Annotated in this window: 20 protein-coding genes, 1 tRNA gene and 2 pseudogenes; 16 read left to right on the forward strand and 7 right to left on the reverse strand. The window is 70.0% G+C overall.

All coding sequences use genetic code 11. From position 1 onward, the window contains the following. Nucleotides 1-27: 27 nt before the first annotated feature. Nucleotides 28-1,035, forward strand: a complete 1,008-nt coding sequence (locus tag ABZ396_RS32355) for a sugar phosphate isomerase/epimerase family protein (protein ID WP_358918419.1) — start codon at nucleotides 28-30, stop codon at nucleotides 1,033-1,035. A gap of 987 nt (nucleotides 1,036-2,022) precedes the next feature. On the opposite strand, the gene selD is transcribed toward ABZ396_RS32355, so the two are convergent. Beyond that, nucleotides 2,023-3,048 carry a selenide, water dikinase SelD gene (gene selD, locus ABZ396_RS32360; RefSeq protein WP_358918418.1) on the reverse strand — a complete coding sequence of 342 codons (1,026 nt, stop codon included), beginning with the start codon at nucleotides 3,046-3,048 and terminating at the stop codon, nucleotides 2,023-2,025. A 179-nt stretch (nucleotides 3,049-3,227) separates the two neighbouring features. Between selD and ABZ396_RS32365 the strand changes: the two genes are divergently transcribed. After that, nucleotides 3,228-3,322: transfer RNA gene (locus ABZ396_RS32365), tRNA-Sec, on the forward strand. Between the two features lie 33 nt (nucleotides 3,323-3,355). On the opposite strand, the pseudogene ABZ396_RS32370 reads toward ABZ396_RS32365, so the two are convergent. Both ABZ396_RS32370 and selA read right to left on the reverse strand, forming a co-directional pair. Next, nucleotides 3,356-5,104: pseudogene (locus ABZ396_RS32370) on the reverse strand (SelB C-terminal domain-containing protein); the annotation flags it as partial. A gap of 5 nt (nucleotides 5,105-5,109) precedes the next feature. Then, a complete protein-coding gene (selA, locus tag ABZ396_RS32375) occupies nucleotides 5,110-6,441 on the reverse strand; it encodes an L-seryl-tRNA(Sec) selenium transferase (RefSeq protein WP_358918416.1) in 1,332 nt (443 codons plus the stop codon). A 416-nt stretch (nucleotides 6,442-6,857) separates the two neighbouring features. On the opposite strand from selA, the gene ABZ396_RS32380 reads away from it, so the two are divergent. The 5 genes from ABZ396_RS32380 to ABZ396_RS32400 all read left to right on the forward strand — a co-directional run bounded on the left by ABZ396_RS32380 (nucleotide 6,858) and on the right by ABZ396_RS32400 (nucleotide 13,207). Further along, nucleotides 6,858-7,148, forward strand: coding sequence for a hypothetical protein (locus ABZ396_RS32380; RefSeq protein WP_358918415.1), 291 nt, complete (start codon nucleotides 6,858-6,860; stop codon nucleotides 7,146-7,148). 110 nt (nucleotides 7,149-7,258) lie between these two features. Continuing rightward, a complete protein-coding gene (fdh, locus tag ABZ396_RS32385; protein ID WP_358918413.1) occupies nucleotides 7,259-10,546 on the forward strand; it encodes a formate dehydrogenase in 3,288 nt (1,095 codons plus the stop codon). Next, nucleotides 10,543-11,565: a 4Fe-4S dicluster domain-containing protein gene (locus ABZ396_RS32390; protein WP_358918412.1), complete on the forward strand. Its 1,023-nt coding sequence runs from the start codon at nucleotides 10,543-10,545 to the stop codon at nucleotides 11,563-11,565. Before fdh ends, ABZ396_RS32390 begins: the two co-directional genes overlap by 4 nt. Continuing rightward, a complete protein-coding gene (nrfD, locus tag ABZ396_RS32395; protein ID WP_358918410.1) occupies nucleotides 11,562-12,617 on the forward strand; it encodes an NrfD/PsrC family molybdoenzyme membrane anchor subunit in 1,056 nt (351 codons plus the stop codon). Before ABZ396_RS32390 ends, nrfD begins: the two co-directional genes overlap by 4 nt. Before the next feature lie 32 nt (nucleotides 12,618-12,649). Beyond that, the gene (locus ABZ396_RS32400; protein ID WP_358918408.1) at nucleotides 12,650-13,207 is read left to right on the forward strand and encodes a hypothetical protein; all 558 of its coding nucleotides are present in this window, start codon (nucleotides 12,650-12,652) and stop codon (nucleotides 13,205-13,207) included. Between the two features lie 165 nt (nucleotides 13,208-13,372). Here the strand turns inward: ABZ396_RS32400 and ABZ396_RS32405 are convergent, their stop codons facing one another. Continuing rightward, entirely contained in the window at nucleotides 13,373-13,657 is a 285-nt protein-coding gene (locus ABZ396_RS32405; RefSeq protein ID WP_358918407.1) for a hypothetical protein, read from the reverse strand. 162 nt (nucleotides 13,658-13,819) lie between these two features. On the opposite strand from ABZ396_RS32405, the gene ABZ396_RS32410 reads away from it, so the two are divergent. From ABZ396_RS32410 to ABZ396_RS32420, 3 genes are all read left to right on the forward strand, one after another. Further along, on the forward strand, nucleotides 13,820-14,443 hold the full coding sequence (locus ABZ396_RS32410; protein WP_358918405.1) for a TetR/AcrR family transcriptional regulator: 624 nt from the start codon (nucleotides 13,820-13,822) through the stop codon (nucleotides 14,441-14,443). 832 nt (nucleotides 14,444-15,275) lie between these two features. Further along, the gene (locus ABZ396_RS32415; protein ID WP_358918403.1) at nucleotides 15,276-15,965 is read left to right on the forward strand and encodes a dienelactone hydrolase family protein; all 690 of its coding nucleotides are present in this window, start codon (nucleotides 15,276-15,278) and stop codon (nucleotides 15,963-15,965) included. A gap of 204 nt (nucleotides 15,966-16,169) precedes the next feature. Next, the gene (locus ABZ396_RS32420; protein ID WP_358918401.1) at nucleotides 16,170-17,078 is read left to right on the forward strand and encodes an SDR family NAD(P)-dependent oxidoreductase; all 909 of its coding nucleotides are present in this window, start codon (nucleotides 16,170-16,172) and stop codon (nucleotides 17,076-17,078) included. Nucleotides 17,079-17,144: 66 nt separating this feature from the next. Here ABZ396_RS32420 and ABZ396_RS32425 read toward each other — a convergent pair whose 3' ends face one another. Then, a complete protein-coding gene (locus ABZ396_RS32425; protein ID WP_358918400.1) occupies nucleotides 17,145-17,438 on the reverse strand; it encodes a putative quinol monooxygenase in 294 nt (97 codons plus the stop codon). Between the two features lie 242 nt (nucleotides 17,439-17,680). After that, on the reverse strand, nucleotides 17,681-18,049 hold the full coding sequence (locus tag ABZ396_RS32430; RefSeq protein WP_358918398.1) for a hypothetical protein: 369 nt from the start codon (nucleotides 18,047-18,049) through the stop codon (nucleotides 17,681-17,683). A gap of 44 nt (nucleotides 18,050-18,093) precedes the next feature. Between ABZ396_RS32430 and ABZ396_RS32435 the strand changes: the two are divergent. After that, nucleotides 18,094-18,240 (forward strand): annotated as a pseudogene (locus ABZ396_RS32435) (D-2-hydroxyacid dehydrogenase); the annotation flags it as partial. A gap of 136 nt (nucleotides 18,241-18,376) precedes the next feature. Continuing rightward, a complete protein-coding gene (gene ltaE, locus ABZ396_RS32440; RefSeq protein ID WP_358918396.1) occupies nucleotides 18,377-19,417 on the forward strand; it encodes a low-specificity L-threonine aldolase in 1,041 nt (346 codons plus the stop codon). A 773-nt stretch (nucleotides 19,418-20,190) separates the two neighbouring features. On the opposite strand, the gene ABZ396_RS32445 is transcribed toward ltaE, so the two are convergent. Then, a complete protein-coding gene (locus ABZ396_RS32445) occupies nucleotides 20,191-21,087 on the reverse strand; it encodes a LysR family transcriptional regulator (RefSeq protein WP_358918395.1) in 897 nt (298 codons plus the stop codon). Nucleotides 21,088-21,223: 136 nt separating this feature from the next. On the opposite strand from ABZ396_RS32445, the gene ABZ396_RS32450 reads away from it, so the two are divergent. From ABZ396_RS32450 to ABZ396_RS32465, 4 genes are all read left to right on the forward strand, one after another. Next, nucleotides 21,224-22,096: a dioxygenase gene (locus ABZ396_RS32450; RefSeq protein WP_358918393.1), complete on the forward strand. Its 873-nt coding sequence runs from the start codon at nucleotides 21,224-21,226 to the stop codon at nucleotides 22,094-22,096. A 65-nt stretch (nucleotides 22,097-22,161) separates the two neighbouring features. Next, on the forward strand, nucleotides 22,162-23,148 hold the full coding sequence (locus ABZ396_RS32455) for a zinc-binding alcohol dehydrogenase family protein (RefSeq protein ID WP_358918392.1): 987 nt from the start codon (nucleotides 22,162-22,164) through the stop codon (nucleotides 23,146-23,148). Nucleotides 23,149-23,168: 20 nt separating this feature from the next. Continuing rightward, nucleotides 23,169-24,140, forward strand: a complete 972-nt coding sequence (locus tag ABZ396_RS32460; protein ID WP_358918390.1) for an MBL fold metallo-hydrolase — start codon at nucleotides 23,169-23,171, stop codon at nucleotides 24,138-24,140. 37 nt (nucleotides 24,141-24,177) lie between these two features. Beyond that, nucleotides 24,178-25,533: an amidohydrolase family protein gene (locus tag ABZ396_RS32465; RefSeq protein ID WP_358918389.1), complete on the forward strand. Its 1,356-nt coding sequence runs from the start codon at nucleotides 24,178-24,180 to the stop codon at nucleotides 25,531-25,533. The last annotated feature ends 6 nt before the right edge of the window (nucleotides 25,534-25,539 follow it).

The following is a 25,539-nucleotide window of genomic DNA, read 5'->3' on the forward strand; positions in this document are numbered from 1 at the left end:
CGACCGACGAACCAACCGGAGGAACCGATGCCGCGCCCGATCACCCTGTTCACCGGCCAGTGGGCCGATCTGCCGTTCGAGGACGTGTGCCGCCTGGCGGGGAAGTGGGGCTACGACGGGTTGGAGATCGCCTGCTGGGGCGATCACTTCGAGGTCGACAAGGCCCTGGCCGACGACGACTACATCCCGCGCCGTCGCGCCCTGTTGGAGAAGTACAACCTGCGCTGCTGGACACTCTCCTGCCACCTGACGGGCCAGGCCGTCTGTGACCACCCCATCGACGAGCGCCACCGCGGCATCCTCCCCGCCCGCATCTGGGGCGACGGCGAGCCGGAGGGCGTCCGGCAGCGCGCCGCGCAGGAGATCAAGGACACCGCGCGCGCCGCTGCCGCATTCGGGGTGAAGACCGTCGTCGGCTTCACGGGCTCCTCGATCTGGCACACGGTGGCGATGTTCCCCCCGGTTCCGCCAGAGATGATCGAGCGCGGCTACGCGGACTTCGCTGCGCGGTGGAACCCCATCCTCGACGTCTTCGACGAGGTCGGCGTGCGCTTCGCCCACGAGGTCCACCCCTCCGAGATCGCCTACGACTACTGGACGACGGTGCGCACCCTGGAGGCGATCGGCCATCGGGAGGCGTTCGGGCTCAACTTCGACCCGTCACACTTCGTCTGGCAGGACCTGGACCCGGTGGGCTTCTTGTGGGACTTCAAGGACCGCATTTATCACGTGGACTGCAAGGAGTCGGTCAAGCGGTTCAACGGGCGCAACGGCCGCCTCGGCTCCCATCTGCCGTGGGCGGACCCGCGCCGCGGCTGGGACTTCGTCTCCACCGGGCACGGAGACGTCCCGTGGGAAGCCTGCTTCCGCATGCTCAACTCGATCGGGTACGACGGACCGATCTCGGTGGAGTGGGAGGACGCCGGGATGGACCGCCTGATCGGTGCCCCGGACGCCCTGAAGTTCATCCGCGCACTGACCGCGATCGAGCCGTCGGCCCAGTCCTTCGACTCGGCCTTCTCCTCCGGAGACTGACGCCGCAGGGGGGCCGATGGGTTCGGCCAGTTGAGGGCCGCTGACCCGGAGAGGGACCCTGCACCCGCGGGGGTCCCTCCCCGTGCGGCGCCGGCGGGCGCTCACGGCACGGTGGGCGGCGCGCAGCCAGGGCGCGGTGGGTTTCGTGTATTTCACCCAGCTCAGCGATGTGCCTCAGGGGGTGGCTGGTGCGCGACAGGTGTCGCGCACCATGCCCGCCATCGAGGGTCACGGCCTGGTCGATGCTCATCATCGAGCCACCCCGTCTGTGCTACACGGGCAGGGATCATCCCCGCGTGTGCGGGGAGCAGGCCCACCATGATCCAGTGCGATCGCTGCCCCAGGGATCATCCCCGCGTGTGCCGGGAGCAGCCCGGCCGAGCGCCGGGCCTTTCGCATGTCCCGGGAACATCCCCGCCTGTGCGGGGAGCAGATCCGGCCCGCTGTCAGGTCGGCGCCGGTCACGGGAAGATCCCCGCCTGTGCGGGGAGCAGCTGCTCGCCTTGCCGCCGTTCCATCTGGGGGAGTGTCCTGGAGAACGGCGGCCGGACCACGGTGTGATCCGCGGTGGAGCACCGGCCATGCCAGGGCCCGAGAACTCGACATCGCCCTGACACGGATCGCGCCCCGCAGTCGCCGGCGCATGCGGCGCCACGTTCAGCAACTCACTGCGCCCCGAGTCCCTACACGACTCGCGCCCGCTGGTCGCTGGGCAGGCGGGGGTTCACGATGACGAGCAGGGCCGACAGGGCGGCGGCCTCGTCACACACGCAATTTCATGTGACGCCCGCGGGGCCACGGTCCGCCTGTGGCCGCGTGGAGAGTGCGGGTCGAGGGCGCGCGCAGGGTTCGAGGGGAGCGTTGGTGGAGAACGGCTGAACACGGCGCGGCAGCAGGCGAGCAAGTCTGGCGTTGTCTGACGAGGGCGATTGTCCTGGCCCGCGGGGGAGTACCTCCGAACTTGCCGCGTTCGGACCGGGGCGCGGCTCACCTCAGCATGATCGAGTGCGGCCCGCGCAGGACGAGTTCCCCCACCACCGGCGCTCCGGGAACCTCGCCCGCGACGAGCAGCCCGCCCGAGGTCTGGGCGTCGGCGAGGAGCAGCCGGGTGTCGGCGTCCGTGCCCCCGAAGTCCGTGAACGGGGCCACCCACTCCAGGTTGCGTCGGGTGCCGCCGCTGACGTACCCGTCGCGCACGGCCTGTCCGGCCCCGTCCAGGTAGGGCACGGCGGCGGTGTCGACGATGGCGGTGACGCCCGAGGCTCGCGCCAGCTTGTGCAGGTGGCCGAGGAACCCGAATCCCGTCACGTCCGTGGCGCAGGTCGCACCGGCGTCCAGGGCCGCGGCGGCCGCGTCCCGGTTGAGGGCCACCATCGTCGCCACCGCCTGCTCGAACCGCTGGCCGGTGGCCTTGTGGCGATTGTTCAGTACGCCGAGGCCGAGGGGCTTGGTGAGCGACAGCGGCATGCCGGGCCGGCCGGCGTCATTGCGCAACAGCCGCTGTGGGTCGGCAAGGCCGGTGACCGCCATGCCGTACTTGGGTTCGGGGTCGTCGACGCTGTGGCCGCCGCCCACATGGCAACGGGCCTCGGCGGCGACCTCCAGCCCGCCGCGCAGCACCTCTCGGGCCAGGTCGAACGGCAGCACGTCACGAGGCCAGGCCAGGAGATTGACGGCGAGAACCGGGCGGCCGCCCATCGCGTACACGTCCGACAGGGCGTTGGCCGCGGCGATACGTCCCCAGTCGTACGGATCGTCGACGACCGGAGTGAAGAAGTCGGCGGTGGCCACCACCGCCTGCGCGGCCACCCCCGCCTGCGCGGGCAGCATGACGACGGCCGCGTCGTCCCCGGTGGCCAGCCCCACGAGGAGCGGGGTGTCGCTCGGGGTCGGCAGCGCCGCCGACAGGCCGCCGAGCACGTCCTCCAGCTCGCCGGGCGGGATCTTGCAGGCACATCCGCCGCCGTGGGCGAACTGCGTGAGCCGCACGGGCGTTTCGCGCGTCGAGGTCATGGCGAATCTCCTGGGTCGAGTCGGGCGCGCAGGCGCAGGTGTGCGGCGCGTCGGGCAACGCTGTACGGCTTCGTCGAAGGTGCCGCCCGTCTCCGTCTGTGGGATCGGCAATCCGTGCGGACGATGCGGTGTGGTCGGGTCGGCTGTGCGGGGGCCTGCCGGGTAACCTGGCGGCCGGTGGAGGCGTGTGGGTGCCTGGTGGCCCTCCCGGTCTTCAAAACCGAGGTGCCCGAGGATCTCGGGCAGGCGGGTTCGATTCCCGTCCGCCTCCGCAGCACGCATCCGGGCGGCAGCTCCGGCGCTGGTCATCCACCCGTTCGGTGTATCCCTGGGCGTCCAGGAACTCCAGTAGCGGTACGGCCACCCTGCGCGTGGTGTCCAGGGCTCGGCGGGCCTCGCTGAGCGTGAACGGCTGGGGCAGGCGGCGCAGGACGGCGGCGGCCCGGGCATCCGCTCCGGGAAGCAGCACGATGCCGTCGCCGACCCGCAGCAGCGCACCGGCCGAGACTGCGGCGGCCACGGCCTTGCGGCTGAGTCCTAGTTCCGCCAAGCGTTCGGCCTCAGGAGCGTGGAACGGCGCCCGTTCCAACGCGCGGCGCACGGCATCCACTGCCGCCTCCACGGGCGGCGGAAGCGTCGGCCGGGCGCTGCCGGGGCCGTACAACCGGCCCTGCCGGCGCTTCAGTGCGCGGTGTCCGGGCGTCTGGGCGAGCGTGTCGACGAGGGACCGGTCGGGCAGTCCGAGCAGGCGCCTGGCCGCCTCCGTCGGCAGGCCCGGCTCCAGGGGGTGCTGCTGCGCGTACCGCTCGACCTCGGCGGCCAGACGCTCGCGCAGCCGCGACCAGTGGGCCTCGTCGGCGAGCCAGTCTCCCGTGACGGGGGCGGCGGGTGGCGTCACCCCCATCGCCAGCAGCTCCGAGTGCCGGACGAGCCCCCGTCGCCGAAGCTCCGCCGCGCCGTCCGGACGGCCGGTCATGACCGTCAGTTCGGCCGCCCTGGCCCGTCCGGCGCCCCGCCGTGACAGCGGTGGCGGGCGCACGTCAAGGACGGTCACACCGCAGGGCATGCGCCGACCGCCCGGCTCTCGGAGCACCGCCCGGTCCCCGACGCGCAACGGCAGCCTGCGACTCAGGGTCAGCCTGGCGGTGTCCTCGCCCAGCGGTCGTAGCGTCACCGGGACTGCTGCGGTGCCGACGTGCAGGGTGACCATCCGGGGCAGCTCGCGCATCGGCTCTCCGACGATGCGCACGTCGATCAGGTCGGTGAGCAACCACCGGCCCGGTGTCACCAGCACCTGCCCGCGCTCCAGCGCACCGGCGCAGGGACCGTGCACGTTGACCGCCACGCGCGCCACACCACTGACGGCGGACCGCTGCTCGTGCAGGCACTGCAGCCCGCGCACCCTGAGTGCGGCCGAGCCGTCGCCCGTCACCAGCCGGTCGCCGACGCGCAGGGTGCCCGAAGAGAGCGTGCCCGTCACGACAATGCCGTGACCGCGCACCGTGAAGGCCCGGTCCAGCCACAGCCGCGTGTCTGCGTCGGCGTGCGGAACGGGCAACGCCCGGGCCAGGCGGGCCAGCTCGGCGCGCAGTTCGTCCAGTCCGGCGCGGGTCACCGCGCTCACCGCGACGGACGGCACGGTGCCGAGCGAGGTGGCGGCCAGGCGCTCGACGGCATCGGCGCGGACCGGCTCTGGGTCCGCCAGGTCGCTGCGAGTCACGGCGAGCACGCCATGCCGTACGCCGAGCGCGTCGAGGATCGCCAGGTGCTCCTGCGACTGCGGCTGCCAGCCCTGGTCTGCGGCCACCACGAACAGCACGGCCGGCACGGGTCCGACGCCGGCCAGCATGGTGGCGACGAACCTCTCGTGTCCCGGTACGTCCACGAACGCGACGTGCTCGCCGTCAGGGCCGAGCCGGGTCCACACGAAGCCGAGGTCGAGCGTGAGTCCACGCCGCTGTTCCTCCTCGAAGCGGTCCGGTTCCATCCCCGTCAGCGCCCGCACCAGGGCGGACTTGCCGTGGTCGACGTGCCCGGCGGTGGCCAGCACCCGCATGACGCCTACCTCTCCGCGGCCGAACGCACGGCCTCGGCCAACCGCTCGTCGTCCTCCGACGGCACTGCCCGCAGGTCGAGCAGGCACCGTCCCCCCTCCAGGTGCCCCACCACGGGGACCTCTCCGGTGCGCAAGGGGGCGGCGTACGACTCCGGCAGTGACAGGGCCGCGCTGGGCAGCGTCACGCCGGGCGCGCCGCCGCCACCGACAGTTGCGGTGCTGTCGACCGCCCGTACGTCCACCCCTTCGGCGCTCAGCGCGGCGGCGAGCCGATCGGCGCGGCGCATGAGCTGCTGCGAGTCGGCGGCCAGCGCCTCGGCGGTCGGAGTCTTCGGGCCCGTCAACGTCGCCTCCAGCGCGGCCAGGGTCAGCTTGTCCACGCGCAGGGCACGAGCCAGGGGATGCCGCGACACGGTGCGAACGACCTCCTTGTCTCCGAGGAGCAGCCCGCACTGGGGTCCGCCGAGCAGCTTGTCCCCACTCGCGGTGACCAGCGAGGCGCCGGCCCGAAGCTGCGATTCGGCGTCGGGTTCCGCGGGCAGCAGCGGATGGGGGGCGAGGAGCCCGGAACCGATGTCGACGACCACCGGGACGCCCAGCGCTGTCAGTTCTCCGGCATCGGCGGTGCGGGTGAATCCGGTGATGCAGAAGTTGGAAGGGTGCACCTTCAGCACGAAGCCCGTGTCCGGCCCGACCACGGCTGCGTAGTCGGCGGCGGTCGTGCGATTGGTGGTGCCGACCTCGCGGAGCCGGGCTCCGGTGGAGACCAGGAGGTCCGGCAGCCGGAAACCGTCCCCGATCTCGACCATCTCGCCGCGGCTGATGACGATCTCCCTGCCGGAGGCGAGTGCGGTCGCCGCCAGGACCAGGGCGGCTGCCCCGTTGTTGACGACGTGGGCGGCAGCCGCAGATGGCACTCGCTCGCACAGCGCCTTCAGGGCGGTACGCCCGCGGCGCGCCCGTACGCCTATCCGCAGGTCCAGTTCGACGTCCGTGGGTCCGGCCGCCTCCTGCACCGCCTGCCGGGCCGTTGCCGACAGCGACGCCCGACCGAGGTTGGTGTGCAGCACCACCCCCGTGGCGTTGATCACCGGTCGCAGTCCGCCGACGGTGCGCGGCAGCAGGGCCACTGCCACGTCCTCCACCTCCTGCGGAGGGATGGTGCCCGCACGCGCCTGTTCCTGGGCCCGCCGTACCGCCGCCTTCACCGCCTGTGGTCCCAGCCGACGCGTTGCCTCCTGCAGACGTTCGTCACGCAGGACGGCATCCGTGCGGGGAATCCGGCGTCGCTCGACGGCGACCTTCCGGTGCCGGTAGGGGTCGACGGCGCCTGACACGACCCCTGCGGCGTCCTTTCCGGCGCTATCCGGTGTGACCCGCTGCTCCACGCAGCCCCCCTCTCTTTCAGGACCGGTCCTCGGCCGTCCGCAGAAAGCCCATCGTGCCGCCGGGTCCCCGGTCGGCGCCCTGTCACTCACGTCCGGCAGGCCTCGGCATCGCCCCTCGGCGGGTCCTGGTCCCGGTCATTGGGCCCGGCGATCCGGACGTCGTCACAAAACGGAAATTTATCAGCAAATGGGAACCGTGTAGAGGACGCGCTCGTTGCCTGAATGGAAACGAAACGTTCAGTTTTCGCAGGGTGGCCGCGCACACCACCACACCAGGAATCACGGCACGGCAGATCCGCTTCTCCGACGCGGCCCCGGCCCACAGGTCTCTTAGGGACCAGCACCCCGAAGGGAGATGGACGGCCTTGCCTTACTACGAGGTCAACGTCCCGACAAGGAACAGGAGCGGCCGACGCGGGCTGCGTATCTTCACCGGCGAAGCCGACAACCCCCGGGCAGCCATCCAGACCGCACAGAAGGTCTACGACGATGCCGTCGCCGCCCAGCAGAGCGGACTCCACATCCCTGGCAGAAGGCCAGACGGCTGGGGCACCCACGGTGTGCGCCCCGGCTGGGAACTCGACTGGTCGGCCGCGACCACCACCCTCTGGAACGACTCGTACAGTTGGAGCCACTTCAACGACCTGCAGTCGTAGGTCCGCCCCGGAGGCATGACCCCCCACCGGCGCGCGGCCCGACTTGCGGAAGGCCACCTCCCGGGTAGCGTCTGGATAAGGTGACTGCCGCCGGACGAAGGAGCGGGCGAATGGGCCTGGAACGCTGGATCGGCGGGTGGCCGGTGTACCGGCAGATCACGGGGGCGGATCGGCTGGGGCGGGGCAAGGCGGCCGAGTCCAAGCGCTCTGCCGGCCTCGGGCCCCGGACCGACCGCGCGGACCGGGTGGCGGACTCGGTCTGCCCCTACTGCGCCGTGGGCTGCGCGCAGCGCGTCTATGTGAAGGACGAGCGGGTCATCCAGATCGAGGGCAACCCGGACAGCCCCATCTCGCGGGGTCGTCTGTGCCCGAAGGGCTCCGCCAGCAAGCAGCTCGTCACCGGACCGCAGCGTGAGCAGAAGGTGCGGTACCGGCCGCCCTACGGCACCGAGTGGCAGGACCTGGACCTCGACACGGCCATGGACATGGTGGCCGACCGGGTGCTGGACGCACGCCGGAGGGGCTGGCAGGACACCGACGGGGCCGGGAACATGCTCCGTCGCACCATGGGCATCGCCAGCCTGGGCGGCGCCACGCTGGACAACGAGGAAAACTACCTGATCAAGAAGTTGTTCACCGCTCTCGGTGCGATCCAGATCGAGAACCAGGCGCGTATTTGACACTCCGCCACCGTTCCCGGTCTGGGAACGTCGTTCGGACGCGGCGGCGCCACCGACTACCAGCAGGACCTGATCAACGCCGACTGCATCGTCATCATGGGCTCGAACATGGCCGAAGCCCATCCGGTCGGGTTCCAGTGGGTGATGGAAGCCAAGGCACGCGGCACCAGGGTCTTCCACATCGACCCGCGGTTCACCCGCACCAGTGCGCTTGCCGACCAGCATGTCACGCTGCGGGCGGGCACCGACATCGCGTTCCTCGGCGGCGTGATCAACTACATCCTGTCCCACGGCCTGGAATTCCGGGAGTACGTGCAGGCGTACACCAACGCCCCGTTCCTCCTGAGCGAGCGCTACCAGGACACCGAGGACCTGGACGGTCTCTTCAGCGGGTATGACCCGCACACCGCCTCCTACGACGCCTCGAGCTGGGCGTACGAAAGTATCGATGCCGACAAGCGACCGGGACACCGGCACAAGGAGCAGGCAACGTCCGACCGCTACGGTTCCGGAGGCCCAGTTGTCCACGGTGGTGCCGGCCGCATCGCGGCCGATCCCACCCTCCAGCATCCCCGCTGCGTGTTCCAGGTGCTCAAGCGGCACTACGCCCGCTACACGCCCGACATGGTGGAGCGGATCTGCGGAGTGCCCCAGGAGCTGTTCCTGGACGTGTGCCGCGCCTGGACGGAGAACTCCGGCCGCGAGCGCACCGCCGCGCTGGTGTACAGCGTGGGCTGGACCCAGCACTCCGTCGGGGCCCAGTACATCCGGGCCGGATCGATCATCCAGCTGCTGCTGGGCAACATCGGCCGTCCCGGCGGCGGGATCTTCGCGCTGCGCGGACATGCCAGCATCCAGGGCTCCACGGACATCCCGACCCTGTTCAACCTGCTGCCCGGCTACCTGCCGATGCCGGACACCAGCCACGAGAACCTGACCGCCTTCCTGGACGACATCCGCAGTCCTCGCCAGAAGGGGTTCTGGGGCAACGCCGATGCCTACACCATCTCGCTGCTCAAGGAGTACTGGGGCGAGGCGGCGACGGCGGAGAACGACTACTGCTTCGACTACCTGCCGCGGATCAGCGGCGACCACGGCACCTACCGCACCGCGATGGACATGGTCGACGGGAAGGTCTTCGGTTACTTCCTGCTGGGCCAGAACCCCGGGGTGGGCTCGGCCCACGGCCGCCTGCAACGCCTGGGCATGGCAAACCTCGACTGGCTGGTCGTCCGCGACCTCGCCATGATCGAAAGCGCCACGTTCTGGAAGGACGCCCCCGAGATCGAGACCGGCGAGATCATCCCCGAGCGCTGCCGCACGGAGGTGTTCTTCTTCCCGGCCGCTTCGCACGTGGAGAAGTCCGGCACCTTCACCCAGACCCAGCGGATGCTGCAGTGGCGGGACCAGGCCGTCGAACCGAGCGGTGACCAGCGCTCGGAGTTGTGGTTCTTCTATCACCTCGGCAGGCGCATCAAGGAGAAGCTGGCCGGCTCGACCGACGAGCGCGACCACCCTGTCCTGGATCTCGCCTGGGACTACCGGACCGAGGGCGACGAGCCGTCCGGGGCCGACGTGCTGCGCCACATCAACGGGATCGACCTGCGCACCGGCCGGACGGTCAGCAGCTACCTCGACCTCAAGGCCGACGGCACCACCGCCTGCGGTTGCTGGATCTACAGCGGGGTCTACGCCGACGAGGTCAACCAGGCCCGCCGCCGGAAGTCCCGCTTCGAGCAGGGACCGTACGACGCGGAGTGGGGCTGGACCTGGCCGTTGAACCGGCGCGTGCTGTACAACCGCGCCTCGGCCGATCCGCAGGGGCGGCCCTGGAGTGAGCGCAAGGCCCTCGTCTGGTGGGACGAGGAGCGCGGCGAGTGGACCGGGCACGACACGCCGGACTTCGAGAAGAACAAGCCGCCCGACTACCAGCCGCCCGAGGGGGCCTCGGGACCGCAGGCGCTCGCCGGTGACGACGCGTTCATCATGATGTCCGACGGCAAGGCGTGGCTGTTCGTCCCGGCCGGGCTGGCGGACGGCCCGCTGCCCACCCACTACGAACCGCACGAGTCGCCGACGCGCAATCTCCTCTACGGCCAGCAGGGCAACCCGACCCGGAAGGTGTACGGGCGCTCCGACAACCCGTCCAACCCCGCTCCGCCCGAGGCGCACAGCGAGGTGTTCCCCTTCGTGTTCACCGCGGCACGGCTGACCGAACACCACACCGCAGGCGGCATGAGCCGCAATCTGCCGTACCTGTCGGAGCTCCAGCCCGAACTGTTCGTGGAGGTGTCACCCGAGCTGGCGAGAGAGCGCGGCCTGCGCCACCTGGACTGGGCCCACGTGATCACCAGCCGGACGGCGGTGGAGGCCCGGGTCGTCGTCACCGACCGGCTGGCGCCCCTGCGGGTCCAGGACCGGATCATCCACCAGGTCTGGATGCCGTACCACTGGGGGCAGGCGGGTCTCACCCGAGGGGACGTCGTCAACGACCTGATCGGCGTGGTGGCCGATCCCAACGTATTCATCCAGGAGAGCAAGGTACTGACCTGCGACATCCGCCCGGGACGCCGGCCGAGAGGCCCCGCCCTGCAGGAGTACGTCCAGGACTACCGCCGCCGGGCCGGGATCACACCGGAAACCGGCACCCGCATCGTGACGACCGGCGACGACCAGCCGGCCCACACCGAACCGGACCGGCCGGAGGAATCCTCATGACGGACGAGCACAGCAGCCTTTACGGGCCTCTCGCCGACCCTGCCGCGGACGCCGGCCACCGTGACCCTCCGCCCCGGATGGGCTTCTTCACCGACACTTCCGTGTGCATCGGCTGCAAAGCGTGCGAAGTGGCCTGCAAGGAATGGAACGACGTCCCCGAGGACGGCCTCGATCTGCTCGGCATGTCCTTCGACAACACCGGCATGCTCGGCGCGAACTCCTGGCGGCACGTCGCCTTCGTCGAGCAGGAACGCCCGCTGGGCCGCCAGGACGCGGGCCTGTCCGGCCTGCCCACCGGTCCCTCCGGCATCGAGGCCACGACCGAGGTGGTGGCCGACGCCCTGCACGAGTCCCACCGAGGCGGCGGCGAGCTGGGCACCGGCCCGGTCGATCTCGGCTTCCCCTCCTTCGACCTGCCCGGCGCCACTGGCGGTGCGCAGACCCGTACCGACTTCCGCTGGCTGATGTCCTCTGACGTGTGCAAGCACTGCACGCACGCCGGATGTCTCGACGTCTGCCCCACCGGGGCACTCTTCCGGACCGAGTTCGGCACGGTCGTGGTGCAGCCCGACATCTGCAACGGCTGCGGCTACTGCGTGTCCGGCTGCCCCTACGGCGTCATCGACCGGCGTCCCGACGATGGTCGGGCCGCGAAATGCACCCTGTGCTACGACCGGCTGCGCGGCGGCCTGGAGCCTGCCTGCGCCAAGGCCTGCCCCACTGATTCCATCCAGTTCGGCCCGCTCGACGAGTTGCGGGAGCGGGCCGACGGCCGGTTGGAGCAACTGCACGAGGCGGGCGTGAGCGAAGCACGGCTGTACGGCCGTGACCCCAACGACGGCGTGGGTGGCGACGGCGCCTTCTTCCTGCTGCTGGACGAGCCGGAAGTGTACGGACTGCCACCGGACCCCATCGTCCCCACGCGTGACCTGCCGTCCATGTGGAAGTACGCCGGAGCGGCCGCCTCGGCCCTGCTGGCCGCCTCGGCCGCCGTCTTCGTGAAGGGAGGCCGGCGATGACCGAAGGCGACGGAATCCCGCGCGAGCCGCGGAGCGAAACAGACGCGGCCGACGTGAACACAGACACGTACGGCTCGGGCCGGAGCGCCGACACACACCGCAAACAGTCCGCCGCGGAGCCTGGGGAGTTCCGCTCCTACTACGGCAGGCCGGTGCTGAAACCACCGGTGTGGGAGTGGAAGGTCCCCGCCTACCTGTTCACGGGCGGGCTCTCGGCCGGCGCTGCCCTGCTCGCGGCCGGTGCCGACCTCACCGGGCGCCCGGCACTGCGCCGGGCGAGCCGCATCGGCGGCTTCGGCGCCCTCCTGGCCAGCACCTACCTGCTGATCGCGGACCTCGGCCGACCCGAACGCTTCCACCACATGCTGCGCGTTGCCAAGCCGACCTCGCCCATGTCCGTCGGCACCTGGATCCTCGTGTCCTACGGACCCGGCAGCGGCCTGGCCGCCACGGCCGAACTGCTGCCCGCGTCCCTGCAAGCTAGCCTGCCCGGCCGGCTGCTGCGCGGGGCAGCCCGACCGGCCGGCTTGTCCGCGGCAGCCTTCGCCCCGGCACTCGCCTCCTACACCGCTGTGCTGCTCTCCCAGACCGCCGTGCCGGCCTGGCACGAAGCCCGCCGGGAACTGCCCTTCGTGTTCACGGGCTCCGCGGCCGCCAGCGGCGGCGGCCTCGGAATGCTCCTGGCGCCGGTGGCCGAGGCGGGCCCCGCTCGCCGCCTCGGCGCGGTCGGAGCGGCGGCGGAACTCGTCGCCGCCCGGCTGATCGAGCGTCGGCCCGGCCTGGTACCCAAGGCCTACACCACCGGCCGACCCCACCGACTGCGCCAGGCGTCGGAGTACCTCACGCTGGGCGGAGCACTCGCTGCCGTGACCATCGCCCGGCACAGCCGCCCGGCCGCGGCGGCAGCCGGGCTGGCGCTGCTCGCCGGCAGCGTCCTGCAGCGCTTCGGAACCTTCGACGCGGGAGTCGCGTCCACGAAGGACCCCGCCTATGTCGTGGTCCCGCAACGTGAACGCCTGGAGGCAGCGAAGGGCGATCGACGAGCGACGTGACGTCGGCCCTACACCTACCTTCGGCTGGATTCGTGTCCGAGTGGTACCTGCTGGAGTCTCTCCTGCAGCAATTCCGGCTGCCCCATCTGCCGTACGCACTCGCGCTCGCCGTCGCCGCTGCCGTGATCGTCCTTATGGCGGGCTTCGCCTCGGTGACGTTCGTACGGATCGTCAGCATGGTCGTCCCCGACCCCCGCACCGAGGACCGCCAGGGCCCGCAGTGGGGGCTTCGGGCCGGGGAAACGCGGACTGAGGACCCGTCTGAGGAGCCAGAGTGGGATCTTCCACGTATCGGCGATCTGTCGCAGGCCGTTCTTGTTTCTCCGGGCGTTGTGCTTGATCAGCGACGTGATGTTGTGGCCGTTGTCTTTCAGTGCTGGGTGGTGTTGAAGGTGGAGGTCGGAGGGGGTCGGCTCGGCGGCTGGGTCGGCATCCGCAAGGGTTTTCGCCAGGACGTCTGTCGAGCGTTCGCTGAGGGCGGCGAGGCGGCTCAGTTGGGTCTCCGGCCGGTTTTGTGGGGCGGTGGCGTGAGATGTTGCAGGAGCTCGCTGGGCCTGAGGTGGTTGGCGCGGGCGAGTCGCTGGATGTAGTGATCGGTGGTCTCGCCGAGCCGGGGACGGACGCTGATGGGGAGAGGGGTGAGGGGCCAGGGCAGGTGGTCTGTCGTCGGCGTCCGCGGTTGTCGGCGTGGTGGGGATGCGGCCGGTGGGCACTGTCACTGAATGTGGTCGGCCGCAGCCGGACCACTGACAGGGCTAGGACTGACGGCGTGCGAAAAGGACCGCCCCTGGAGTGCTGTCGTCGGGGTCGAGCAGTATCTGGGCCTCGACCGTGAACCCGGCGTCGCGTAGCCAGGCCGCCACTTTGTCAGGCTGGCGGCGGTGGACGTAAACGTTCATCGGGTGACCGCCGTAGCCCTGGGTCTTCAGCCTTGACTCGTTGCCGACGTGAGAGCCGAGCAGAAGTGGTCCGCCGGGACGCAACACCCGCCGGAAGTGCCCGAAGACCGTGGGGACGGCATCGTCGCGGATGTGAATCAACGACCAAAAGGCGAGCAGGCCGGCGACCGAAGCATCAACGCCCCTCCAGTCCTTAGGAACGGTCCAGCCGCTTCGCGAAGCGGAAGCCGTCGTTGCCTCACCCGAGGCTCGCGGTCGGCCACGACCGTGAGGGTCCGGTCATAGTCGGTGTTGGATGGTGGGATGAATGATTCGATCAGCACGTCGCAGGAGAGCGGGGGTGTGACGGGTTCGACCCGGCGCCCCGGCCGGCCCCGCAGCGAGCAGGCGCGCCATGCCGTCCTGATGGCTTGCACCGAACTGATGCAGGAGGGCGGACTGAAGGCTGTGACGACCGACCGGATCGCCGCCCGGAGTGGGGTGAGCAAGGCGACGATCTACAAGTGGTGGCCGAACAAGCACTCCGTCGCGGTCGAGGCGTTTCTGTCGCAGATGTATGCCGAGTCGCCGGATCCGGACACCGGTTCAGCGGCCGAGGATTTCCGCGTCGCGGTGCGCGGCATGATGCGGTTCTACGCGAGCCCGAGCGGGCGGATCTTCGCTCAGCTGGTGGCGGAGGCGCAGAGCGACCCCAAGGTGGCCACGGAGTTGCGTGACCGGCTGATCCCCTCTCGGCGGGAGCTGGTGCGGGCCATCTGGGACCGCGGGGTCGAGCGGGGCGAACTGCGCGCGGACATCGATCCCGAGGTGGCCATCGATCTGTTCTTCGGCCCCGCGATGTACCGGCTGGTCGCCGGGCACGCGCCGCTGGACGAGGCCGCGGCCGACGTGATCGTCGAGGCGGCGTTGCGCGGTCTCGCCCTCTGACACAGCCGTGGCCGACCCGCTGTGATCCCGTGGGCCGGTCATGCGCTGAGGACGTCGTGCGGGCAGGGAATGATTCCGCGCCGCGGGACAGTATCTAACTAGACAGCACCGTCGGGCTCGCGGTGAGCTTCGTCGGCTGTGCGGCCCTGTCGTCCGGCACACCGCTGTGGCTGACGGCACTGGTCCTGCTGGCCGGCGGTGTCTTTCGGTCGACCGGGTTCTCCGCATACAACACCCTGCAGTTCGCCGACGTCGGCCCGGACATCCTGTCCGCAGCCAACACCCTGGCCGGCGCAGCAGTTGGCCGCCGGCCTCGGCGTCGGCGTCGCCGCGCTCGTTATGCGGGCAGCCCAGGTCCTGCCCGGCGCCGCCGGGCACACCACCGCACCGTACCGCGTGACCTGGCTGGTCATGGTCCTCATCACCTGCCTGTCCGGACGGCAGACCTTCGGGCTCCCTCACGACGCGGGCTCCGCAGCCCGTCCGGCCGCGATCACGGAGTCCGCTCCGCCTACGCCCGCGGTGCCTTCGACGGGCTCTGGCGTCGAACGGACGACAACCGACAGCGACTCGGAGAGTGACCTCGACGACCGACGCCAATGAGTGGGCTCAGGGTTCCGCGGTTCGAATGCCGATCGTGCCGTCGGACCACTGGTCGAGGCTCCCGCGAACGGCACGGCGACGGGCAGCCGTCCGGCCAGCCGCTCTCGCGAGGTCGGTGTAACAAATGTTCGAGATTGGTGTGAAAAGTGCTATTACAGCAACATTTGTCGGCGGTTGGCGCGTTGAGTAGGCGTTGGAACACGAGATCGTCGATGTACAGGAGCCCCCAGTGTCCTCAATCCCCGCCCGTCAGAACGTCACCTTCCCGAGCGCGGGCAGCACCGCCCACGGCTACCTGGCTCTGCCACCGAGCGGCCGCGGGCCCGGCATCATCGTCATCCAGGAGTGGTGGGGCCTGACCGATCACATTGCCGACATCACCGACCGCGTCGCCAAGGCCGGGTTCGTGGCACTCGCCCCCGATCTCTACGGGGGAAGTGTGGCCCATGACGCCGCCGAGGCGTACCGCATGATGTCCGAACTTCCCACTGAGCGCGGCGCGCAGTTGCTGTCTGGCGCCGTGGACTTCCTGCTCTCACAGGAGGAAGTCACCAGTGCCGGTGTGGGCACGGTCGGGTTCTGCATGGGCGGCGGCTTCGTCCTCGCCCTTGCCGCCCGTGATCCGCGCGTGGTGGCGGCCGTTCCCTTCTACGGCGTCATCCCGGGGGCGCTGCCGGACTTCTCCGGGCTCAAGGCTCAGGTGCTCGGGCACTACGGCGAGTCCGACGAGACGGTTCCGGTGGAGTCACTGGAACAGCTGCGCACCGCTGTCGAGCAACAGTCGGGAATCGAGCCGACCTTCCACCTCTACCCGGCGGGCCATGCGTTCTTCAATGACGGCCGTGAGACGTACCACGCCCAGTCGGCGAAGCTGGCTTGGGACCGTACGCTCGACTTCCTGAAGACTCAGCTTGGTTGATCTGCTGCGGGATGTCGCGTGTGCTTCTGTAAGCAGGGGCATTGCCGGGTGCAAGCGAGCGTCGGCTGCCGCCCCGGTGCGCGCGCTGCACGGACCCGGGACGGGGGTCGGCCTCCTCCCGGTGCTCGTCGGAGGCGGATCGCCCGGGTCTGCGCGGGACTGGAGCTCTGCCGGTGCCCTGCGCCGTTTGCACCGGGGCCGGGATTGAAACGTGGCGTCAGCGACGGAACCGTCCCCGCCACCGCCGTTGACGCCAGGCGCCAACTACTCAACAGGCTGCCGGTGTCAGGCGGGAAGCAGAAAGCCTCGCCGCCGGTCGCGGAGAGGTATTCCATGGACTTGCAACTGACCGGACGGCGCGCCATCGTCACGGGTGGAAGCCGCGGCATCGGACTGGCGAGCGCCCGGGCGCTCGCCGCCGAGGGCGCGGACGTGGCCTTGGTCGCCCGTGACAAGAACGTTCTGGATGCGGCGGCGGATGCACTCGCCTCAGCAACCGGGCGCCAGGTAATCGGCGTCGTCGCTGACACCGGAGACAGCACCTCGGTGGCTGCCATGGCGCGGGAGGTCGTCGAACGACTCGGCGGCGCGGACATTCTGGTGAACGCCGCGGCCAATGTGAACAGCGGCGGTTTCTCCGAGGGCAGCCTCGGGGACGAGATCAACGTCAAGGTGCAGGGGTACCTGCGCACCGCACGCGCCTTCGCACCGCACATGATCGCTCAAGGCTGGGGCCGGATCATCAACATCAGCGGCCTCGCGGCCCGTCAGACCGGGTCTGTGGTGGGCTCGGTGCGCAACGTCGCGGTGGCCGCGATGAGCAAGAACCTCGCGGACGAGCTCGGCCCCAAGGGTGTGAACGTGGTGACCGTCCACCCCGGGCTCACCCGTACAGAGCGCGTCGACGCGATGATCGCGGAGTCGTCGGAATCCCGGCGTGTCAGTGCCGAGGCGGCCGAGCGGGAGCTGGCAGCGAAGGTGTCCATCGGCCGTTTGGTCACCTCCCAGGAGGTGGCGTCCGTGGTGGCTTTCCTGGCAAGCCCCCTCAGCATCGCCCTCAACGGCGACGCTCTGGCCGCGGGCGGCGGCGCTCTCGGCGCCATCCACTACTGACAGCGCTGAACAACCCGGTGTGACAAGGATGTCGTCGCAAGGTCCGCACATCTCTCAGCAGGAGCTTCAGGACGGCAGGGTCAGCGGCAGGACGTCACGCACCTGCACCACGGTGAGGGGCTCGGCGAGGAACTCTCGCGATGCCTTCGCCCACCGGGCGTACTGAGCGGTTTCGCGGTGCGCGGCCACCGCCTGTTCGTCCCGGAAGACCTCAACGAGGTGGTAGGTGTCCGGGTCGGTGGTGTCCTGGAAGGCCTCGAAACGCAGGCACCCAGGCTCGTCACGTACCGAGCAGGTGGCGTTGTCCTCAACGGCCGCGAGAAACTGCGGGCGCTGGTCCGACTTGATCTTGAGAGTCACCAGGGAAACCTGCACGGCATGCCCTTCCTGCTGAATACGCTGACAAACTGATCTTGGCGACTGACCCAAGCGGGCGCAACGTGAAACCCGTCATACCCGGTACTGTTCCTGCTTCCGGATATTCCGGGATATCAGGGCATCCCCGACCGGATGGGCGAGTCGGCACTCTGCGCCCGTCCGGCGGTGCATAAGGTCCCGTTCAACACGCTGGCCGTGGCAGGCACACCGCGGGCCACCCGAGATCAGTCGAAGCTGAGTGCTTCGCTGCGTCGCGGCATCACCAGCAGCGCGCCGATCCCGGACAGCGCCAGCGCGATCAGTCCGAGGAACACATGGTGGGTGGCCTGGTACAGCGAGTCGCGCAGGAACCGTGCCACCGCGGGAAGTTGGGACTTCGGCGCGGCACCGAAGGTCAGACTGGTGGCGTTCACACTGCCGGACAGCTTGCCCGCCACAGCCGCCGGCGGGTGGGCATAGCGTGCGGCCAGGGTCGCGTTGGCGATCGCGCCGAACACCGCGGCGCCGGCCGCGCTGCCCAGCGACCGGCTGAACATGTTGGTCGCCGTCACCACGCCGCGCCGCTCCCAGGTCACGACCGACTGTGCGGCCACCAACGTCGGGCTCGCCGACAGGCCGAGCCCGCGACGCCGCTTGCTGGAGCCTGCCGCGCACCACGATCACAAGCCACTCCGCAGGCATCACGTACGACGAGGACGTCGTCCATGACTTCATGAGGTGCTGGGACGACCTGCGACGCGCCAGACATCCTGCGCTGGCGGTCCAGTCGACACTTGGATACTGACCGTCTCGGCACCGGGTTCTCGAACAGCCGGCGCGGTGACACGGCCGTTGTCGCGATCATCGCCACGCCCGCAGGACGCACGTGCTTGCCCCCCCCGGCCGATGGCCGCAAGGCGGTGCCCCGGTAGGAAAGGGGCATGAACAATGTCATAGACCTGCGGAGCGACACCGTCACCCGGCCCACCCATCCGATGCGCGATGCCATGGCGCGGGCCGACGTGGGGGACGACGTGTTCGGCGACGATCCCGCCGTGAATGCGTTCCAGGAGCGGGTGGCGCAGTTGCTCGGCTTCCCGGACGCGCTGTTCGTCTCGTCAGGCACCCAGAGCAACCTGTGCGCACTGCTCAGTCATTGCGGGCGGGGCGACGAGTACATCGCGGGAGGGGACGCACACATCTACAGCCACGAGGGCGGCGGGGCGGCCGCGCTCGGCGGGATCCAGCCGCAGCCTTTGCCGCACCAGGAGGACGGGACGCTCGACCTGGCGGACGTCGAGGCGGCGGTCAAGCCGGACGATCCGCATTTCGCGCGGACCCGGTTGCTGTGTCTGGAGAACACCTTCGGCGGAACGGTGCTCGCCCCTGACTATCTTCAGGCGGCCACGGCTCTGGCCCGCAAGCACGAACTGGCGTCGCATCTGGACGGGGCCAGGCTGTTCAACGCCGCGGTGGCCGGTGGCGGCGATCCGTACGACGGGGCGCGGAAGATCGCGGAGCATTTCGACAGCGTGTCGGTGTGCTTCAGCAAGGGCTTGGGGGCGCCGGTGGGTTCGGTGCTGCTCGGTTCGCGGGAGTTCGTCGGCGAGGCCCGGCGGTGGCGCAAGGTACTGGGCGGCGGCTTGCGACAGGCGGGAGTACTGGCAGCCGCCGCGTCGTACGCGCTGGATCACCACGTCGAGCGGCTGGCCGAGGACCACGCGAACGCCGCACTGTTCGCCGAGGCGCTCGATGGAGTGCCGGGGCTGGAGGTCGGCGCGGCGCGCACCAACATGGTGTTCGCGCGGACCGTTGCAGGGGCCACGCCGCAGGACTTGGTGGAGCGGCTGGCGGCCCGGGGTGTGCTGTGCACGGGTGGGCGGCCGTACTTCCGGTTCGTGTTTCACCTCGACGTCTCGCGGGCGGACGCGGAGCGCGCCGCACGCGTGGTACGGGACACCCTGGCCGAAAGCACCGACTGACGGCAGGCAGCGGGTGTGTCGACATGCACGCGGCTGAACCGCACGGGGCTTCGCGGAGCCCGTCGCCAGGGCGACGGCTGCTCGTGGTCGCCGACCGGGCCGGCTCCCGGTGTGCCTGCGTCCGTGTCCGACGACCGCTGCCGGATATACGCCGCGGCGCCCCCTCCGGCGGAAGGGGGCGCCCCGGTTGCTGATGGGCGAATCCGTCAGCCGTTGGCACCGCTCTTGCGGCGGACCCGGCGGTTGACGGCCCGCCGCCCGCCACGGCGACCAGACCAGCACCGACCGCGGCCGGAAGCAGCGCGGAGGTGGAGGAGGTGCTAGAGGCAGCGAACTCCGTGCCCTTGCCCCCCTGCCGAACGCACGGCTCCGGCCCCTGACAAACGCCTCTGGCGGTGCGCGGGAGTACTCGGTCCGGCGTCCGCGATCAGAAGGGCCGACCCGACGAGCGGGGGGGGGGGCGGCGTCCGTTGTGGCGGGTGCGGGAACGCGCCGGTTGATACTGCAACCGCACGCTTAGCGTCGCCGGTCAGCGACTCGGGGCGGCTTCGCCGCCCCGAGTCGGGGCAGGTGAACGGGCGCACGGGACGCCCCGTAGTCCTTGATCACCACCGCGTCGCGGGGTGCTGCGCAGTGGCGAGGTCACTACCTGCGGTTTTGCCCACGCCGGTCAGTATGTAGGCGCCGGACACGGTGCGAGGGCACGCTTCCACGGACGGCGAGGCTGTGCGCCGGAACGTCGCCGGCGTCTGATCCGGCCGCAGCGCAGCACGTCAGCGGCCTGCGCGGTCGACGGGACCATCAGCTCGGAGTGCGCACGCTCTGAGGAGGGTGTCAGCCATCGCCGCCGCGGGCGACGCGGGGAGTTCGGCTGCGGTCGCCAGCGCCAGCGTCCACGTGATGAGGGGCAGGACCGGGATGCCGCGGAGGTCCGGGTAGCGACTGGCCGGCGTGGCAGGCATCACGGTGACGCCGAGCCGGTTGCGGACGAGCCCGGCGGCGGTGTCGTAGTCGGCCACCTCGTAGGGGGCGTCCACGGTGATGCCGGCGATGGCGAGGGCTTCGTCGGTCTGGCGGCGAATGCCCCAGCCCGCAGCGAACCGCACGACCGTTTCCTCGGCGAGGTCCGCCATCTGGATCTGGGTGCGGTCGCCGAGCCTGTGGTCGGGGCGGCACAGCAGGACCATGGGTTCGTGGGCGACCGGTCGAAGGGTGACCTGCGGCGGCGCCGTGGTGGCTGCGACCAGGGCGAGGTCGAGTGAGCCGTCCGCGACGGCGGCGAGGTGCCCGGCGGTGCCGGCGATGCTTTGGTGCAGGCGGATTGAAACCAGGGGGTATTCGGTGTGAAAGCGACCCAGCACGGCCGGCAGGTCGAGCGGCCCGGAGGACATCAGCGTCCCGAGGTCGATCGTGCCGCACAACTGCTCCCGGTACTGGGCCACTGAGTTCTTCGCGCGCCGGGCCGCGGCGAGGGCGCTGCGGGCCTCGGCGAGGAAGGCGGCACCCGCCGGGGTCAGGGCGATGCGGTTCCTGGAACGGTCCACAAGCTGGATGTCGAGCTCGCGCTCGAGCTTCGCGACCGCTGTGGACACCGCCGACTGCACGACATGGACCCGTTCGGCGCCGCGAGAGAAGCTGCGCTCCTCGGCGACGGCGACAAAATACTCCATCTGACGAAGTTCCACACTCGAAGCATCTCACCTCGAGATACGTTTCATCTATTCCTTTCGTTAGACGAGATGACATTCGAGAGTCACGCTGGTCTCACCAGTCGCGGTAACCGACGCGACCGAAGGGAGACAAGCGATGTCGATCGATCTGACCGAGGAAACGATCACAGCCGCTGTGCAGGAGACCTTCGCCGGGGCCGATCAGCGCATGCGCGAGCTCTTCGTGAGCCTCGTCCAGTATCTGCACGACTTCGCCCGCGAGGTCCGACTGACCAGTGACGAGTGGTTCACCGCTGTGGACTTCCTGGAGCGGGTTGGTCGCCTCTCCAGTCCCACCCGCCAGGAGTTCGTGCTGCTCTCGGACATCCTCGGCCTGAGCGTGCTGGTCGATCAGATCAATCACGGCAACGGCTTCGCCACGGACTCCACCCTCCTTGGACCGTTCTACGTGGAGGGCCGGCCGCGCTCCGAGAACGGCTCCGACATCTCCGGCGGTGTCCAGGGCATGCCGTTGTTCTTCAGCGGCACGGTCTTGGACCCCGAGGGGCGGCCGGTGGTCGGTGTGGACGTGGACACCTGGCACAGCGACGGTGACGGCTTCTACGACGTGCAGCAGGCGGAGAAGCTGGACGGCGAACTGGCCATGCGGGCGCTGCTGTCCACGGACGACAATGGCAGGTTCTGGTACCGCTCGATCGTGCCGCGGTACTACCCGGTGCCGACCGATGGACCCTGCGGCGAGATCCTCCGCGGCGCCGGCCGCTCCCCGATGCGGCCCCAGCACATCCACTTCTGGTTCCATGCCAAGGGCTACGAACCGCTGGTCACGATGCTGTTCCGCAACGACGACCCGTACCTGGAGCGGGACGCCGTGTTCCAGACCAAGCGCTCGCTGATGGTCGACTTCGTCCAGCACGAGGCCGGCGAGGCCGCGCCTGACGGCACGGAGATGACCGAGCCGTTCCAGACCGTCGAGTGGACCTTCGTCCTGGAACCCGAACGACGGTGACGACCCGGCGCCATGGCGCTACCCCCACATCCCGTTGATCACCAGTCCAGAAAGGACACCCCAGCGTGCGCGCGCTACATTTCGACCGGTTCGGCGGCCCCGACGTCCTGGAGGTCGTCGACGTGCCGGATCCCTTCGCCACCGAGGACACCGCCGTGGTCGCCGTCCGGGCCGCCTCGGTCAATCCGTCCGACGTGAAGAATGTCGTCGGCGTCATGGAGGGCACGGTCCTGCCCCGCGTGCCCGGTCGTGACTTCGCCGGCGTCGTCGTCGACGGTCCGCCGGAATGGCGCGGCGTGGAGGTCTGGGGCACCGGCGGCGACGTCGGCTTCACCCTGGACGGCTCGCACGCGGAGTTCATCCGCGTGCCGGTCACCGCGCTTGCCCGCAAGCCGACGACGTTGAGCTTCGAGGAGGCCTCGGCGGTCGGGGTCAACTTCGTGATCGGCTGGCTCGGCGCCGTCGAGTTCGCGAACCTGGGCAAGGACGAGACCGTCGTGATCTTCGGCGTTTCCGGCGGGGTGGGCGGCGCCGTCGCCCAGATCGCCCGCACGCGCGGGGCCCGGGTGCTCGGTGTCGACCGGGTCGCCCCGGCCGACGGCACCCCGGCAGCGGAGATCATCGACGAGTTCGTTCCCTTCGTCCCGGACTCGGCCGAGGTGGCCAAGACCCTGCTGGCGCACACCGGTGGCCGGGGAGCCGAGGTCATCTACGACGCCGTCGGCGGGGTCACCACGGCTTCCGCCCTGGCCTCGCTGGCCCAGCGGGGCAGGCTGGTGGTGATCAGCGCGGTCGGTACGAAGACGGTGGAGATCAACCTGCCGGACTTCTACCACCGCGAGGCACAGATGCTGGGTGCGGACAGCCGCAAGCTAGGCGTCACCGAGTCCGCCGAGCGCCTGACGCTGCTCACCCCCTACTTCGAGCGTGGCGATTTCCGGCCGCTGCCGGTCACGCACCGCTTTGGCCTCGACGAGGGCCAGAAAGCCTATGGCGCGGTGGCGGACGGGGTTTCCGGCCGCGTCGTCATCGTTCCCGAAGGCCGTTCGTAACCACCGAGGAAGGCGACACCATGACACGCTGCGCCGGCGCCCGCATCACCGTTCTCGACGAGAACTTCATCGACATCCTCCTGCCGTCGACCCCCCGGGTGCGCCGCTACAACATGGATCAGCACTTCAATTCCCGCTACGGCGAACTGCTCGCCGAGAACGGGCTGTGCTTCCTGGTGGAGACGTTCACCGAGAACAGTTCCAGCACGATCCTCTTCGACGCCGGACTGACCTCCGAGGTGGTGCTGCACAACGCGCGACACCTCGGCGTGGACCTGAACGAGGTGGAGGCGGTCGTACTCAGCCACGGCCATCCCGACCACTTCGGCGGCATCAACGGAGTCCTCAAGGCGATCGGGCATCCGACCCCGGTCGTCGCGCATCCGGACGCGTTCAACCCGCGGATGATCGTCAAGCCGTACACCACCCTGCCGATGATCAACATCGGGCTGACGCGGGAGGGAATCCGGGAATCGGGCGGTCACCTGATGGAGGCGCGCGGCTCCATCCCGCTCGGGCCGGGTCTGCGGACCTCGGGCGAGATGCAGACCACCGCCGACTTCGAGTTCGAGGCTCCCGCCGGACGCCTGTGCGTCCACACGGACGGCCGCGTGGAAGCGGACGACATCAACGACCACCAGGTCCTCGGCATCGACGTCGAAGGCCACGGGCTGATCGTCATCGACCCGTGCGGGCACCGCGGCGTGGTCAGCTCGATCGAGCACATGCGAGCCCTCACCGGCACCGACCAGCTCTACGGCGTCCTCGGCGGGTTCCACACCGGACATCCCGGAATCAGCGCCAACCGGATCAACAACACGGCGAAGGCGCTCGCCGCCTACGAGCCCAAGCTGGTCGCTCCCATGCACTGCAGCGGATTCCCGCTCAAGAAGGCCGTCGCCGACATCATCCCGGACGCCTTCGAAATCGTCACTGCCGGCACCGTGCTCGCCGTCGGCGACGTGCCCGCCGACACCCGCGTCTGGCGATGACGCCGTAGCCCTTCGAGTAGCGAACCAGAGGTCAAAGGTGACACATAAAACGCTTATCAAGGGTGGCACCGTCTACAGCGTCGACTCCCAGATCGGCGAACTGCCCCGCGGTGACGTGCTGGTGGAAGACGACACGATCGTGGCCGTCGCCGAGCACATCCCCGCGACGGACGTACGCGTCATCGACGCCACCGACAAGATCGTGCTGCCAGGGCTGATCGACACCCACCGGCATCTGTGGCAAGCGGCGTTGCGTCAGATCGCGGCGGACTGGACCCTCGGCCAGTACATCGACCACATGCTGCTGGAACTCGGCCCGCGGTTTTCCCCCGAGGACGTGTACGTAGCCGAACTGCTCGGTGCGATCGAGGCCATCGACGCCGGCATCACCACCGTCATGGACTGGGCGCACATCATGCGCAGCCCGGACCACGCTGACGAGGCAGTGCGCGGACTGCAGGAGTCCGGCGTCCGGGCGGTGTTCGGCTACGGCAACCCGGGAGGGCCGCCCGCCGACTGGTACGCACGCGATGTCGCCCGGGTGAGTGAGCGCTACTTCCCCTCGGAGGCCGGGCGGGTCACGTTCGCGCTGGCCAGCATGGGCCCGGAGTTCGGGCCGGTCGAGGACACGCTGGCCGATCTCGAACTGGCCCGCAGTCTGGGTATCCGTACCTCGATCCATGTGGGCGTCGGCCTGCTTGGCAAGCAGCGGTCGATCACCGAGCTGCACCGACGCGGCCTGCTGGGGCCCGACCTGATCTTCGTCCACTGCAACACCTGCACCGACGCCGAACTGCGGCTGATCGCCGACACCGGGGGCCATGCCTCGATCTCGCCGCGGGTGGAAATGCAGATGGGGCATGGTTATCCGGCGACCGGGCGGCTGCGCGCGGCCGGGGTGTTGCCGAGTCTGAGCATCGACGTCGTCTCGGGCGTGGGCGGCAGCCTCTTCGCCGAGATGCGCGGCACACTCGAAGCCGAGCGCGGCTGGCAGCACCACGCCGCGCTCTCCCGTGACGAGACGCTGCCCGAGCTGACGATCACCACCCGGGACGTGGTCCGGATGGCCACGATCGAAGGTGCGCGCACCCTCGGACTGGACAGCAGGATCGGGTCGCTGACCCCCGGCAAGCAGGCCGACATCATCCTGCTCGACACCGACCGGCCCAATCTGTCGCCGGTGAACAACGTGTCCGCGGCCATCACCCTGGCCGACAACGAGAACGTCGACACCGTGATGATCGCAGGCCGGGTGGTCAAGCAGGGCGGACGGATAGCGGGGCACGACCTCCCGGCCCTCCGGGCGCACGCCCGAATCTCCCGGGACCGGCTGCTGGAGTCCTTCTCCGGCCCCGGTTCCACCACGGCGCCAGCGGCCCCGCCTCGCCGCTGACCGTGT

The sequence above is a fragment of the Streptomyces sp. NPDC005866 genome (assembly GCF_040629895.1).
Classification (GTDB): Bacteria; Actinomycetota; Actinomycetes; order Streptomycetales; family Streptomycetaceae; genus Streptomyces.

What these genes read in the sequence shown, in the direction of transcription:
- ABZ396_RS32355 (WP_358918419.1), top strand. Translation starts at nt 28, where the DNA reads ATGCCGCGCCCGATCACCCTGTTCACCGGCCAGTGGGCCGATCTGCCG.
- selD (WP_358918418.1), bottom strand. Translation starts at nt 3,048, where the DNA reads ATGACCTCGACGCGCGAAACGCCCGTGCGGCTCACGCAGTTCGCCCAC.
- ABZ396_RS32390 (WP_358918412.1), top strand. Translation starts at nt 10,543, where the DNA reads ATGACGGACGAGCACAGCAGCCTTTACGGGCCTCTCGCCGACCCTGCC.
- nrfD (WP_358918410.1), top strand. Translation starts at nt 11,562, where the DNA reads ATGACCGAAGGCGACGGAATCCCGCGCGAGCCGCGGAGCGAAACAGAC.
- ABZ396_RS32410 (WP_358918405.1), top strand. Translation starts at nt 13,820, where the DNA reads ATGAATGATTCGATCAGCACGTCGCAGGAGAGCGGGGGTGTGACGGGT.
- ltaE (WP_358918396.1), top strand. Translation starts at nt 18,377, where the DNA reads ATGAACAATGTCATAGACCTGCGGAGCGACACCGTCACCCGGCCCACC.
- ABZ396_RS32445 (WP_358918395.1), bottom strand. Translation starts at nt 21,087, where the DNA reads ATGGAGTATTTTGTCGCCGTCGCCGAGGAGCGCAGCTTCTCTCGCGGC.
- ABZ396_RS32450 (WP_358918393.1), top strand. Translation starts at nt 21,224, where the DNA reads ATGTCGATCGATCTGACCGAGGAAACGATCACAGCCGCTGTGCAGGAG.
- ABZ396_RS32460 (WP_358918390.1), top strand. Translation starts at nt 23,169, where the DNA reads ATGACACGCTGCGCCGGCGCCCGCATCACCGTTCTCGACGAGAACTTC.